Raw genomic sequence first — 13,720 nt, forward strand, 5'->3', positions numbered from 1 at the left:
TACAGGTGCCACGCCCTTGTCCTCCCCAGGTTCCCGGCCCTTCGCTGTCATGCCAAGGGGGCGCTTACCGGGTGCTCCCGTGTTCGTTGAAACCTGCTGCCTCGTGTTCCTTGGAGGGCATCAGCGCCGATCTGTTCCCGCCTGGTCATGAATCGACACCGGTGCCGGGCGCAGAATGCACAAGGCCCGCCGGTGGCGGGCCTTGTGTCACAGCGAAGATCGGCTCAGAGCGCCAGGTCGCTGGCGGCTTTTTCCGGCGCCGGGGCGGCGTCGGTCGGCTGGGCGGCCGGAGCCGGGTCGATGGCTGGCGGCGGGTCCAGTTGCAGGACCTTGGCGGTGTAGCTCCACTCGGCGAAGGTCTTCTCCGGGCTGTCATTGAGCTTGGTGCCATAGCTCGGGACGATCTGCTGGACCTTGGCCTGCCATTCAGGGGTGGCGAGTTTGTCCTTGAACACCTTCTCCAGCACGCTGAGCATGATCGGCGCGGCCGTGGATGCACCCGGCGATGCACCCAGCAGGCCGGCGATGCTGCCGTCGGCGGAAGCGACGATCTCGGTGCCGAGCTTCAGCACGCCGCCCTTGTCGGCGTCACGCTTGATGATCTGCACGCGCTGGCCGGCCTGCCACAGGCGCCAGTCCTCGGCCTTGGCTTCGGGGAAGTACTCGCGCAGGGCAGCCAGGCGGTCGTCGTCGGAGAGCATCAGTTGGCCGGCGAGGTATTCCACCAGCGGGTACTCGTCGATGCCCACGCGGGTCATCGGCCAGACGTTGTGGACGTTGGTGCTGCCCAGCAGGTCGAGGTACGAGCCTTCCTTGAGGAACTTGGTGGAGAAGGTGGCGAACGGCCCGAAGAGGATCACCCGCTTGCCATCGAGCACGCGAGTGTCCAGATGCGGCACGGACATCGGCGGTGCGCCGACCGACGCCTTGCCGTAGGCCTTGGCCAGGTGCTGCTGGGCGATGGTCGGGTTCTCGGTCACCAGGAACGAGCCGCCCACCGGGAAGCCGGCGTAGTCCCTGGCTTCCTCGATGCCGGACTTCTGCAGCAGGCGCAGAGCGCCGCCGCCGGCGCCGATGAAGACGAACTTCGCGTCGGTCTCGGTGATGCTGCCGTCCTTGAGGTTCTTGTAGCCGACGCGCCAGGTGCCGTCGGCGTTGCGGGTGATGTCCTCGACTTCGCTGGAGAGCTTCAGGCTGAAGTTGGGCCTGGTCTGCAGGTACCCGGCGAACTGGCGGGTGATCTCGCCGAAGTTCACGTCAGTGCCAAGCGGGGTCCAGGTGGCGGCGATCTTCTGCGACGGGTCGCGGCCCTGCATCATCAGCGGGACCCACTTGGCGATCTGCGCCGGGTCCTCGGAGTACTGCATGCCTCGGAACAGCGGGCTGGCCTGCAGCGCCTGGTAGCGCTTCCTGAGGAAGGCGATGTTGTCGTCGCCCCAGACGAAGCTCATGTGCGGGGTGGAGTTGATGAACGAGCGCGGGTTCTTCAGCACGCCGTTCTGCACCTGCCAGGCCCAGAACTGACGGGAGATCTGGAACGACTCGTTGATCTCCACGGCCTTGGCGATGGTGACCTTGCCGTCCTTGTCCTCGGGGGTGTAGTTCAGCTCGGCCAGGGCCGAGTGGCCGGTGCCGGCGTTGTTCCAGCCGTTGGAGCTTTCCTGGGCGACGCCGTCCAGGCGCTCGACCATCTCCATGCTCCAGCCCGGCTCCAGCTCGTTGAGCCAGACACCCAGGGTGGTGCTCATGATGCCGCCACCGATCAGCAGCACATCGACTTTCCTGGTTTCCGCAAAAGCGGGCGCGCAATTCACTGCAAAAGCGAGGCCCAGCAGTGCCCCGCTAACTTTCTTGATCATCGAAAGGTTTCTCGTCGTTAGGGCTTGCCCTTTCCCACCGGCGTCATACAGCGTGAAGGCCGAGCCCCGCGCACGGGGCGCGAACGATGGGCAAGGCGACAGATGACGAGGATGAGTCGGGACTCAGTTCCCTCCTCCGCCGGCTCTGGGGCCTGCTTGCTGGAATGAGGGACGTCCTGCGCAGAGAGACACGCAAAGCCTTCGGCTTTGGCTCTTGTTGTGGGAGGGATGCATGGTCTGCTGAAACGTTTGTGCATTCTATAGAAAGCAAACTGCATCACCAACCTTTGCAGTCAACTATCGACAGGCTGATCTACCAGTCAGCGCCTTCTGATTGTTACAAACCATTGTCGGATCGGGACTTCCATGCGGAGGCTCCCAGCGATGCCGTTCGCGAGCAAGCTCGCTCCTACAAAGAGCACCGATCCCAACCTGTAGGAGCGAGCTTGCTCGCGAACCGTCCTGGCTCCGACCTTCCCGGCAAATCGGCGCCAGCGCCCGAGTCCGCAGAGGAGCCCCGCACCACAACGTTACCGAAGCGCACCGCGAACGCGCACGAATCGCCCTATCCGTTACCGTTTCGCCCCGTTCCCGCACGCCCGCTCCTATACCGTTTTCGTACGCCCATCGCTCTACCCCGCCCAATTCCAGTCACTTGGCCAGCATTGGCACGGCAACTGCTTTATTGCATGCATGGATAATTGGATCCAAAAATCCACGAGGAGACACCCCCATGCGCCTGGTACCCGCTGCCCGCCCGCCGATGAGCGCCGAAGACGAGGCCTACGACTACCTCCTCCAAGCCATCTGCACCGGCCGCTACAAGACCGGCGACCGCCTGGTGGCGGAGGATATCGCCAGCGAGATCGGCATGAGCCGGATGCCGGTGCGCGGTGCCTTCAAGCGCCTGGACGCCGAGGGCCTGGTCACCCTGCGACCCAACCGCGGCGCCATCGTCAGCGGCCTGAACATCGAGGAAATGCGTGAAGTCTTCGAGATGCGCAGCGCCCTGGAAGGCCTGGCCATCCGCATCGCCGTGCCGCAACTCACCGACCGCGACCTGTCCCGCCTGGAGCGCATGCTCGACGAGATGGACGACTACCGCGACGACAGCGCCCAGTGGGTCAGCCGCCACCGCGCCTTCCACGAATACCTCTGCAGCCTTGCCAGGCGTCCGCGCCTGCTGCGCCAGATCATCGCGCTGTATTCGGTGATCGAGCCGCACATGCGCCTGTGGCTGCAGCACGTCGACAAACCCATGAGCGCCCGCGAGGAGCACACCGTGATCCTCGACGCCCTGCGCTCGGGCGATGCCCGCGAGGCCGAGCGGGTGATCTGCGACCACATCGAGGGGACCATCCCGTCCCTGGCCAGGTTTCTGGAGGCGCAAGCCACCTGAAAGCGCAATCCACCCAAGCGCAATCCATGAAGCCGATCCATGAAGCCGATCCACGAAGCCGATCCACGAAGAAGAGAATCGAAGCAACGGGCGCCTAGACCCGTACTTCTGTGTCCCTGAACTGCCCTGGCAACCCCACCCCGGAGCTCAACATGTTCGAACGCAGGATCCCGCAGTGCCTTCTCGCCCTTTGCCTGGCCGCCCCACTGGCGCACGCCGATGTGAAGATTCCCGACCGCTTGCAGAACGCCAGCAAGGTGACCTTCTGCGGCGGCATGGACTCCCCGCCCATGGGCTTCTATGACACCAACCAGAAGCTCACCGGGGTCACCATCGACCTGGGCGAAGCCATCGCCAAGCGCCTGGGCGACAAGAAGATCGACTGGCGCATCACGCCCTTCTCCGGGCTGATCCCGGCACTGCTGGCCGGCCAGTGCGACATGCTGGTGGACCAGCTGTTCGACAAGCCCGAACGGCGCGAAGTGATCGACATGGTCAACTACATGTACTCCAGCCAGGCCGTGGTGGTCGCCAAGGGCAACCCCGAGGGCATCCGCAGCCTGGACGATCTCTCCGGGAAGAAGGTCGCGGTGCTCAACGGTTCGACCATCCGCACCCTGCTCGACGCCCACAACGAGAAACTCGCCAAGGCCGGCAAGCCGCCGATGAAGGTGGTGGTCTACAACACCGACACCGACGCCTTCCAGTCCCTGCGCATCCGCCAGACCGACGCCTACGGCACCACCGTGGAAACCGCCGGCTACTACCAGAGCATGGCGCCGGACCTGTTCGAGATCGGCGTGCCGGCTTTCGCACGCATCCTCACCGGCCTTGGCATCCGCAAGGAAGACAAGCAGCTGAGCGAAGCGGTCACGCAGATCATCAAGGACATGCAGGCCGACGGCAGCTACGCCGCGCTCCTGGCCAAGTGGCACATCGAAGGCGACAAACTGGACTGAGGTAACGAGACATGAACTTCAGTTGGGACGTGTTCTGGCAGTACCTGCTGCGGCCGAGCGACATCTACCTCTACGGCCTCTGGCTGACCTGCGTGATCGCCGTCAGCGCCATGCTCCTGGGCTGCGTGCTCGGGCTGCTGGCGGCGCTGATGCGCCTGTCGAGCAATCCGCTGCTGCAATACCCGGTACGTTTCTACGTATGGCTGATGCGCGGCACGCCGCTGCTGGTGCAGGTCGTCTTCCTCTACACCGCGCTGGCCGCCGGCGGCATCTTCCGCTTCGAGGACCTGGACCTGGGGCTGTTCATCCTGCCGGGCAACATCCAGGCAGCGATCATCGCCCTGGGCCTCAACGAAGGCGCGTACATGGCCGAAATCATCCGCGCCGGTATCGGTGCGGTGGACAGGGGCCAGTACGAGGCCGGCAAATCCCTGGGGATGACCTTCCCCAAGCTGATGCGCCGCATCGTGCTGCCCCAGGCCTTCCGGGTGATCGTTCCGCCGCTGGGCAACGAGTTCAACGTGATGCTGAAGAACACCACGCTGGTCAGCGTGATCGGCGTGCAGGAACTGCTGCTGAGCACCCAGATGGTCACCTCGGCGACCTTCCGCGTGTTCGAGCTGTACCTGGTCGTGGCGATCTACTTCCTCGCCCTGACCACCCTCTGGGGCTTCTTCCAGCGCTGGCTGGAACAGCGCTTCGGCAAATCCGACGGCCACGCCACCGCACCGAACCGCCTGTTCGGCCGGCAGGCGATGAAACTGCTGAGGGGGCGTTGAGATGATCCCGGACATGCAAGACCTGGTGATCCAGGCACGCGACGTACACAAGGCCTTCGGCGAACTGGAAATCCTCAAGGGTGTTTCCCTGGAGGTACGCCGTGGCGAAGTGGTGGTGCTGATCGGCGCCTCGGGCTCGGGCAAGACCACCTTCATCCGCTGCATGAACCACCTGGAAGACATCCAGGGCGGCAGCATCCGCGTCAACGGCGAGCTGATGGGCTACCGCGAACGTCCCGACGGCAAGCTGGTGCGCGACTCGGAAAGCAACATCGCCCGCCGCCGCCGCGACATCGGCATGGTGTTCCAACGCTTCAACCTGTTCCCGCACATGACCGTGCTGGAGAACATCATCGAGGCGCCAACCCAGGTGCTGGGTGTGCCCAAGAGCGAGGCGCTGGACCAGGCCCGACGGCTACTGGCGCGGGTACGCCTGTCGGACAAGGCCGAGCAGTACCCCGGTCAGCTTTCCGGCGGCCAGCAACAGCGCGTGGCCATCGCTCGCGCCCTGGCGATGAAGCCCCAGGCCATGCTCTTCGACGAACCCACCAGCGCCCTCGACCCGGAAACCGTCGGCGAGGTGCTGCAGGTGATGAAGGAGCTGGCCGACGAAGGCATGACCATGGTGGTCGTCACCCACGAGATGGGCTTCGCCCGCGAAGTAGCCGACCGCGTGGTGGTGCTGCACCAGGGTGAGCTCATCGAGGAGGGCCCGCCCGCTCAGGTCTTCGGCAATCCGCACCACCCGCGCACGCGGGAATTCTTAAGTCGCGTTCTCTAACCACGCTTTCAAAGCTCACAAGGATAAGTCATGCGTAAACGCGTTCTGTTCGCCAGCACTCTGACCCTCCTCGCCTGCGCCACCACCGCGCAGGCCGACGACAAGCTGGTGCGCTTCTACAACTGGTCCGACTACATGGGCCCGGACACCCTGAAGAACTTCCAGAAGGACACCGGCATCAAGGTCCAGTACGACGTCTTCGACACCAACGAGATGCTCGAGGCCAAGCTGCTCTCCGGCCACTCGGGCTACGACCTGGTGGTACCGTCCAGCCAGTTCCTCACCAAGCAGATCAACGCCGGCGTCTACCAGAAACTCGACCGCGCCCAGTTGAGCAACTGGAAGCACCTCGACCCGCGCCTGATGAAGCGCCTGGAGGCCGCCGACCCGGGCAACCAGTACGCCGTGCCCTACATGTGGGGCACCGTCGGCATCGGCTACAACGTCGACAAGGTCAAGGCCGCCCTGGGCGACAGCGCGCCGCTGGACTCCTGGGACCTGATCTTCAAGCCGGAAAACCTCGCCAAGCTGCACGGCTGCGGCGTCGCCTTCCTCGACGCGCCGGTGAAGATCATCCCGCAGGCGCTGCACTACCTGGGCCTGGACCCGAACAGCACCAACCCCGAGGACTACACCAAGGCCTCCGCCCTGCTGCAGAAGCTCGCCCCGTCGATCACCTACTTCAACTCCTCCAAGTACACCACCGACCTCGCCAACGGCGACATCTGCGTGGCGGTCGGCTACTCGGGCGACGTGATGCAGGCGCAGACCCGCGCCCAGGAAGCCGGCAAGAAGATCGACGTGCGCTACGTGATCCCCAAGGAAGGCGCCAACCTCTGGTTCGACATGCTCGCCATCCCGCGCGACTCGAAGAACCCCAAGGGCGCCCACGCGCTGGTGAACTACCTGCTGCGCCCGGAAGTGATCGCACCGGTCAGCGACTACGTCGGCTACGCCAACCCCAACCCCGACGCCACCGCCCTGCTCGACCCCAAGGTGCGTGACAACCCCGGCATCTACCCCAGCGACGCGGTGATCGAGAAGCTCTACGTCTCCGCCGACCTACCACCGAAAATCCAGCGCGTGATCACCCGCGAATGGACCCGAATCAAGACTGGCCAATGACCTTCGAAGAGCCCTGCCATGCTTAAGTTTTCCGCCCACGAATATCCCTACGCCTCCCAGCGCCAGAGCGTGTTCGCCCGTAACGGCATGGTCGCCGCCTCGCAGCCACTGGCTGCCGAGGCCGGCATCGCCATGCTGCGCGCAGGCGGCAACGCCATCGACGCCGCCATCGCCACCGCCGCCGCGCTGACCGTGGTCGAACCCACCGGCTGCGCCATCGGCGGCGACGCCTTCGCCCTGGTCTGGGTCAAGGACCAACTGCACGGCCTGGACGCCAGCGGCCACGCGCCCGCCTCCCTTTCCATCGACAAGGTCAAGGCTGCTGGCCACAACAAGATGCCGGTACACGGCTGGCTGCCGGTCACCGTGCCGGGCATTCCCTCGGCCTGGGCCGAACTGTCCGCGCGCTTCGGCAAGCTGCCCTTCGCCGACCTGCTGCAGCCCGCCATCGCCCTGGCCCGTGACGGCTTCCCGGTATCCCCGGTGGTCGCCCACCAGTGGGAAATCGCCCGCCGCGAATACCAGGAAAGCCGCGCCGCCGTGCCGGTGCTGGAAGCCTGGTTCGACACCTTCACCGTCAACGGCGAAGCCCCGCGCGCCGGCCAGCTGTTCCGCAATCCAGCCCAGGCGAAAACCCTCGCCGAGCTGGCCGAGACGAAGTGCGAAAGCTTCTACCGGGGGGCCATCGCCGAGCGCCTGGCCGCCCACTCCGCTGCCACCGGTGGCGAGCTGAGCGCCGCTGACCTGGCCGGCTACAAGCCCAAGTGGGTCGATCCGATCAAGGCCAACTACCGCGGCTATGACGTCTGGGAAATCCCACCGGCCGGCCAGGGCCTGATCGCCCTGATGACCCTGAACATCCTCCAGGGCTACGACTTCGACCAGCGCGACAGCCAGCTCACCTGGCACCGCCAGCTCGAAGCGATGAAGAAGGCCTACGCCGACGGCCTGCACTACATCACCGACGCCGAGCACATGCGCGTCAGCACCGCCGCGCTGCTGTCCGATGACTACGCCGCCCGCCGCCGCGCCGAGATCAGTGAAGTCGCCGCCGAGCCCAAACATGGCGACCCGCACTCCAGCGGCACCGTCTACATCGCCACCGCCGATGGCGAAGGCAACATGGTCTCCTTCATCCAGAGCGCCTACCACGGCTTCGGCTCCGGCGTGGTGCTGCCTGACAGCGGTATCGGCCTGCAGAACCGTGGCTCGGAGTTCAGCCTCGATCCGGCGCACTCCAATGCGTTGGCGCCGGGCAAGAAGACCTTCCACACCATCATCCCCGGCTTCCTCAGCAAGGATGGCGTGGCCGTCGGCCCGTTCGGCGTCATGGGCGGCTACATGCAGCCCCAGGGCCATGTGCAGATGGTGATGAACCTGGTGGACTTCGGCCTCAACCCCCAGGCCGCGCTGGACGCCCCACGCTGGCAATGGCTGGGTGGCATGAAGGTCGGCATCGAGCAGCACGCCAACCGTGACCTGGCCTTCAGCCTGGCGCGACGTGGCCACGACGTCGAGATCGCCTGCGACCTCACCGACTACGGCCGCGGGCAGATCATCGTCCGCGACCCGCAGACCGGCGTGCTCTGTGGCGGCACCGAGCCGAGGGCGGATTCGCATATCGCAGTGTGCTGAGGCTCGCGTCCCCTCTCCGGCTGCGGGCGGTGAGGGGACGGCTTTTTTTGCGCAGGGCAGTCGATCAAGCCAGCACTCACTTCTTCGTGCAAGCCCCTCCCTCGGGCGTCAGGGTGATCTCGACACGCCGGTTGGCATTCCTGCCCTCCCCCGTGTCGTCACTGGCAACCGGTTCGCTCGCTCCCGCGCCGCGCACGACGAAGCAGTCATCCGGGATATCCCCCATGCGCTGCATCCAGTCGCGAACCGCTGCGGCGCGATTGCGCGAGAGCTCCACATTGCGTTGCACATCCCCGGTGGAATCGCTGTGCCCGGTGATGACGATCAACCAGCCGGGCTGGGCCTTGACGTTGATCAGGCTGTTGATCAGCACCTTGGTCGACTCGGGCCGGAGCTGCGCCTTTCCCGCTGGGAACAACAACTGGCCATCCAGGCGAATCGGGGTGGACGGGCCCGCCGGCGGCTCCGTCTCGGAAGGTCGCTCCCCCACAGGGGACGACAGAGCCGACGGAGCGGCCACCGTCCACATGTCCTGCCACCGATAGTGGCTGTATGCCCAGGCGAACAGGCCGGTGAGTGCCATCAGCACCGCCAACAGGAGCAGCCATAACCGCAGCGGCCATCGAGTACGAGGCGAATTCCGCGTCGACGGAGGGTCGGCGCTATCGAGCTTGAGCACGACCACCGCCGGCAGATCGCCGGGTACTTTGCGCGCCCTTCGGCGCGCTTTCAGGGGCGCGGAGTTAACCGTGGCCGGTGCGACTTCGTTCGATGTGACCGCCAGGGGCTCTGCCGCCGATTCAGCAGCGACCGGCATGTCGACCGGCCCCACCACGGTCTCCGGCGCCAGACGCTTGAGCAAACCCAGCAGTTGGCTACGCAATGCCTGCAGGGGCACCAAGGGTGCCTGTGCCCGCCGATCCAGAAGTTCGGCCAGCCCCTTGAGTTGCTCCCCCTGCCGGAGCAAGTCCGGCACGTCCGCCACTGACAGCGGCACGCCGCGCAACCAGGGGCGCAGTTGCGCAAACAACCACTCGAGAATCTCCCTTCGAACCGGCAGTGCCGGCGGCCACAGTCGATCCCAGTCGCGATCCAGCAGGCGCTCGATGAGGCTCACGCCTTCATACAGGCCTTGCAGGCCATGCAACTGCGCCCGCGCCAGGGCAAATGCACTCACTGACTGCAGCTCTACACCCTGTTCGCGGAACAGCGCCAGGCACAAACGCTCTACCCGTGCCCAGTCCATATCAGGCCGCGCCGGGTGGTTCAGCTTCGCCAGCTCCCAGCCCAGGGCGGCGGAGTGCTCATGCCCCTGGGGATCACCGCCCAGGCGCAGGTTTTCCTCGATCACACTCATTTTTCCACCGAGCTCACGCGCCATCAGCGCGCCAGGTATTCGCGTTGTTTCAGGTGACGCACCAGCACCTTGCCTTCCGGCGCGAGCGTCGTCCCGAAGGTCGCCTGGGCGCCGTCGCGCAGCTTGAGCTGAAGGCTGTATTCCAGATGCCCGGGGCACGTCTGTGGCAGGAGTTCGACTTGTACCTCGGCAAGGCGCGGCTCGTACTTGAGCAGCATGCCGGTCAGGGTCGCCATCAGCCCGTGGGCGCTGCCTGGCATGCCATGGAGGATCTGGCTCATGTCCGGCAGACCGTAATCGGGCAGGTGGCTGAGGGTTCCGGCACGACAGTTGAGAATGCGCTGGAGGCTGTCCAGCACGGACAGCATCGACTGGTCCTCCTCGCGCACCTTGTGCAGGTCAAGCTCGCCGCTGAAGTTCTGCAACAGCAGTTCATAGAGCGACGGGTTCTGTTCGCTCACCACCAGGAGTCCTTCTTCGGCAGTGGCTCCAGGCTGAGCGCGTTATCACCCAACTCGATCACTCGCGCCTTGTCCGGGTCCAGCTCGTCACGGCCCAGCACCAGGCGCCAGCTCCCGCTCTGCAGGTCGGGGGAGCGGAACAGCGCCACCACGGCAACGAACTGTGCGTCGGCGAGCATCGGCACGCTCAGCTGCGCACCCTCTTCCGGCTTCACCACCAGCCGGCGTTCATCCAGCAGATCAGCCGACAGCAGCTGGTCGCCTTCCCCCAGTAGCTGTTGGTAGCTGGCCTTGTCCAGCGCCTTGCGATCACGCAGCTGATAGACACGCACCAGAGTCGACACCGACAGCCCGTTCATGTCCCGTTTGTCCGTGTTCAGTGCGGGGCGTCCGGTGAAGTCCAGGTGCAGCACCTTGACCTGCTTGTAGAAGATCGCGTGGCCGACCGACTTGCCAGCATCCATGGTCCGCTGCGTCAGCCCGCAGCCACCCAGCAAGCTGGCCGCCAACAGCACCGCCAGCAGCGATCTAGAAACGGTAAGCGACATCTTGTGTCTCCCTGCTCATCGAGTTTTCGCTCAGTCCTTGATAGCGCCCCAGATTGACCGTGACGCAGGTTCGCCCCGCCGCTTGCCGCATCCGCTCGTCCAGGCCGGGTACCGCCGTCATGCCCAGCAGGACGGTGGGATTGCCGAGGCTGGGCACTGGTAGGCAGGCCAGCGGCAGCGACAGTTGCAGGCGGGCGGTACAGCGCCAGCCCAGATAAACCCGCAGTAGCACCAGCAGGTCGCTATGCAATTGACCACCCGGCAGCCAGCCGCGCGCCTCGTCCAGGTCCTCGGTAGACAGCACCAGCAGCAACTGGCTGTTGGCGTCCGCGCCACTGGCGCCCAGCGGCGTACCCTGGCCCAGGCACACCGGCTCGCTGCGCGACAGGCTGGCTGGACGGGCCAGCGGCACCTTGCGTGGCCAGTGCGGCGTCACCTGCGCCTGCGTAGCGGGAGCGAGCAGCTTCACCAGCGCGACGACGCCTTCGGCATTGCGCGTCGGCAGGCGCATCACGCCCAGCAAGGCGAGGAAGCGCGAGACCGGCGTGGCGATATGCTCGGCGGTGCCGGGAATCCCCAGGCCGATCAGCCCCAGCAGGCACTGTGAAGTGGCGTCCGCCCCGCCCGCCTCGAACGAAGCGGGATAGGAGTACTTGCGCCAGATACGGTAGAACTGGGTGAAGACGCGGTGGTTGAAGATATCGAGGAAGGCCTCCAGCGCCTCATGCCCCTCGCGGCGCTGGGCGATGTCGTCCAGGTAGGCGGTCGGCATCGGCGAGTCGACGCCGTAGAGCCCGAGCAGGCGCGTACGCACCGTGGCCGGCCGCTGCGGATGTTCTTCATCCACCTCGAAGGCTTTCAGCTCGCTGGCAGGGAAGCCCATGCCCGGATGCGGGCGGAAGCGTACGGGGTCGTCCGCCGGGTTCGTCGTGCTGCCCAGCGGCGGGTTGCCCGGCAGCGCCGCCTCGAGCAACTGGCAGAAGCGATACAGGCTGGCCTGGGGCAGCCGGTCGCCCAGCGCCTCCAGCAGCCCGCTGGCCTTCAGCCGGGAATACGCTGACTGTGGTTCTCTTTCCATCGCAGACTTTTGCCCGAAGGTTGCAGGACCAGCGTGAGCTGGTTGAACAGGTGAATATCGGCGTACAGCGCGAAGAAGCGGTTGAGCATTTCACCGAACAGGTGGATGTCGCCTTCGCCTGAGAAGCCGTTGGCATCCAGCGTGACCTCGATATCCACGCCACGCAGCAAGAAGCCCTTCTCGAAGCGCTGGATCAGGTGGTGGCGTACTTCGACGATGGCTTCCAGGCGGCGGCGGTTCAGCTCGCTGTGGGTCCAGTCGTACAGCGCCAGGGTGCCGCGCAGGACCTCGGCGTTATCGAGCATCGGCAGGAAGTTCGAACCCAGGTGGCTGAGTACCCGCCAGTGGAAGCGGTCGCGGTTGGGCGGGTAGCACGGCAGGGTTGGTGCGCAGAGGTTGCGGACTTTCAGGCCGACCAGTGGCGACTTCACCAATGAGTCCAGCAGCGTGCTTTGCAGCGCTTTGCGCGGCAGTTGACCGTTCGTGCCGGTGAGCCGCAGGGACAGGCTCTCGCCCTGGCTGAGGCGATCGGCATCGAAGCCTTCACCGCCCAAAATCAGCCAGGTATCGTGCATGCCGTTCACACCACGCTTCATTCGCGTGTGGAAATAACGCTCGGGCGCCTCGTCGCGCAGCATCCCGCCCTTGTGGCGGAAGCTGGTGAAGGGTACGTAGTCGCGCCTCGTGGAGTGTTTGGAGGACGAGACGTTGTCCACCGAGTAGATCTCGGTGTGGCCATCCTGCAAACGCATCGGTCGCAACAGATAATCGGTTTGCAGCGGCAACAGCGTCAGTGGGTCGGCTTCCAGTGGAAACAGGTTGATCACCGGCACGGCGTGTAGACGTACATGCTCAGCCGATACCGCGAACTCATGCTGCCACTGCTCGCTCAACACCACGTCCAGCTCGAATCCCGAAAGCTCCAGCGGGATCGGCATTTGCTCCAGACCACAGAGTGTGACGAACATGAATTTTTCGCGGAAGGTGAAGTATTCCAGCAGTAACTGGTAGCCGCTGAAGGCACCATCGCCCTTGGGCCACAGCCGATCGTCATCGCCAAAGCCTTTTGCCGAGAAATGGCCATCCAGCTTCAGCCGGTCGGTCTGCCCCGGCACCCGCACATAAAGCGACTGTGCATTGAGCGTCAATGCGCGGTGCAGCGCACTAGTCAGTGGACCATCGCCATTGAGATACAGCGGCACACGGCTGAGGTCGATCAACTTCCAGTCCGCCAGGGGGCTGCAGGCGAAGCGCAGGCGCAAGACGGAGCGTCCATCCGGATCGCTGGTCACGCGTGCCGACTCGATGGTCATCGGGTTAAGCGTCACGTCCTGAGTGGTGGTATAGCAGCAACGTGTGCGCTTAGGGCCTACGGGCTGCGACAGGATCTCGAAGCCCTTGGGGATGGTTTCGCAACGCTTCATTTCGCGAATGTCCGGTGCCAGTTCGACCACCGACAGCGACGGGATGGTGCGCAAGTAATGCGGCCAGAGCAGGCTCACCAGCCCTTCGGTCAGTTCCGGCAGGTCATCGTCGAGTTTTTCGCGCAGGCGCCCCATGAGGAAGGCAAAGCCCTCGAATAGGCGCTCCACGTATGGGTCGCGCGCGCCGGCCTTATCCAGGTTGAGTTGTGCCGCGCGGTCGGGGAAAGCTTCGGCAAACTCCTTGCCCGCCTCGCGCAGGTAGCGCATTTCGGCGTCGAAATAGCGCAGGGTCAGATTGTCCATGTTCCAGTCCTG

Annotated in this window: 12 protein-coding genes; 6 read left to right on the forward strand and 6 right to left on the reverse strand. The window is 65.0% G+C overall.

Annotated elements, in window-relative coordinates:
* Positions 1 to 224: 224 nt before the first annotated feature.
* Entirely contained in the window at positions 225 to 1,859 is a 1,635-nt protein-coding gene (gene mqo / locus CTR55_RS03455; RefSeq protein WP_296284152.1) for a malate dehydrogenase (quinone), read from the reverse strand.
* 733 nt (positions 1,860 to 2,592) lie between these two features.
* On the opposite strand from mqo, the gene CTR55_RS03460 reads away from it, so the two are divergent.
* From CTR55_RS03460 to CTR55_RS03485, 6 genes are all read left to right on the forward strand, one after another.
* The gene (locus CTR55_RS03460; RefSeq protein WP_296284153.1) at positions 2,593 to 3,258 is read left to right on the forward strand and encodes a GntR family transcriptional regulator; all 666 of its coding nucleotides are present in this window, start codon (positions 2,593 to 2,595) and stop codon (positions 3,256 to 3,258) included.
* Between the two features lie 152 nt (positions 3,259 to 3,410).
* Positions 3,411 to 4,217 (forward strand): ABC transporter substrate-binding protein, encoded by an 807-nt coding sequence (locus CTR55_RS03465; RefSeq protein ID WP_296284154.1) that lies wholly within the window; start codon positions 3,411 to 3,413, stop codon positions 4,215 to 4,217.
* A gap of 11 nt (positions 4,218 to 4,228) precedes the next feature.
* Entirely contained in the window at positions 4,229 to 4,996 is a 768-nt protein-coding gene (locus tag CTR55_RS03470; RefSeq protein WP_296284155.1) for an amino acid ABC transporter permease, read from the forward strand.
* 1 nt (position 4,997) lies between these two features.
* Positions 4,998 to 5,777, forward strand: coding sequence for an amino acid ABC transporter ATP-binding protein (locus CTR55_RS03475; protein ID WP_296284156.1), 780 nt, complete (start codon positions 4,998 to 5,000; stop codon positions 5,775 to 5,777).
* Between the two features lie 30 nt (positions 5,778 to 5,807).
* The gene (locus tag CTR55_RS03480; RefSeq protein ID WP_296284157.1) at positions 5,808 to 6,902 is read left to right on the forward strand and encodes a polyamine ABC transporter substrate-binding protein; all 1,095 of its coding nucleotides are present in this window, start codon (positions 5,808 to 5,810) and stop codon (positions 6,900 to 6,902) included.
* 18 nt (positions 6,903 to 6,920) lie between these two features.
* Entirely contained in the window at positions 6,921 to 8,537 is a 1,617-nt protein-coding gene (locus tag CTR55_RS03485) for a gamma-glutamyltransferase family protein (protein ID WP_296284158.1), read from the forward strand.
* A gap of 76 nt (positions 8,538 to 8,613) precedes the next feature.
* On the opposite strand, the gene CTR55_RS03490 is transcribed toward CTR55_RS03485, so the two are convergent.
* The 5 genes from CTR55_RS03490 to tssF are packed head-to-tail and all read right to left on the reverse strand — an operon-like array spanning position 8,614 to position 13,708.
* Positions 8,614 to 9,894, reverse strand: coding sequence for an OmpA family protein (locus CTR55_RS03490; RefSeq protein ID WP_296284159.1), 1,281 nt, complete (start codon positions 9,892 to 9,894; stop codon positions 8,614 to 8,616).
* A gap of 23 nt (positions 9,895 to 9,917) precedes the next feature.
* Entirely contained in the window at positions 9,918 to 10,355 is a 438-nt protein-coding gene (gene tssE, locus CTR55_RS03495) for a type VI secretion system baseplate subunit TssE (protein ID WP_296284160.1), read from the reverse strand.
* Positions 10,352 to 10,903 (reverse strand): type VI secretion system lipoprotein TssJ, encoded by a 552-nt coding sequence (gene tssJ / locus CTR55_RS03500; protein WP_296284161.1) that lies wholly within the window; start codon positions 10,901 to 10,903, stop codon positions 10,352 to 10,354. The genes tssE and tssJ overlap by 4 nt, the downstream gene beginning before the upstream one ends.
* On the reverse strand, positions 10,884 to 11,981 hold the full coding sequence (gene tssG / locus CTR55_RS03505) for a type VI secretion system baseplate subunit TssG (RefSeq protein ID WP_296284162.1): 1,098 nt from the start codon (positions 11,979 to 11,981) through the stop codon (positions 10,884 to 10,886). Before tssG ends, tssJ begins: the two co-directional genes overlap by 20 nt.
* Positions 11,945 to 13,708: a type VI secretion system baseplate subunit TssF gene (gene tssF, locus CTR55_RS03510; RefSeq protein WP_296284163.1), complete on the reverse strand. Its 1,764-nt coding sequence runs from the start codon at positions 13,706 to 13,708 to the stop codon at positions 11,945 to 11,947. Before tssF ends, tssG begins: the two co-directional genes overlap by 37 nt.
* Between the last annotated feature and the right edge of the window lie 12 nt (positions 13,709 to 13,720).

This window comes from Pseudomonas sp., from assembly GCF_002796985.1.
Lineage (GTDB): Bacteria > Pseudomonadota > Gammaproteobacteria > Pseudomonadales > Pseudomonadaceae > Pseudomonas.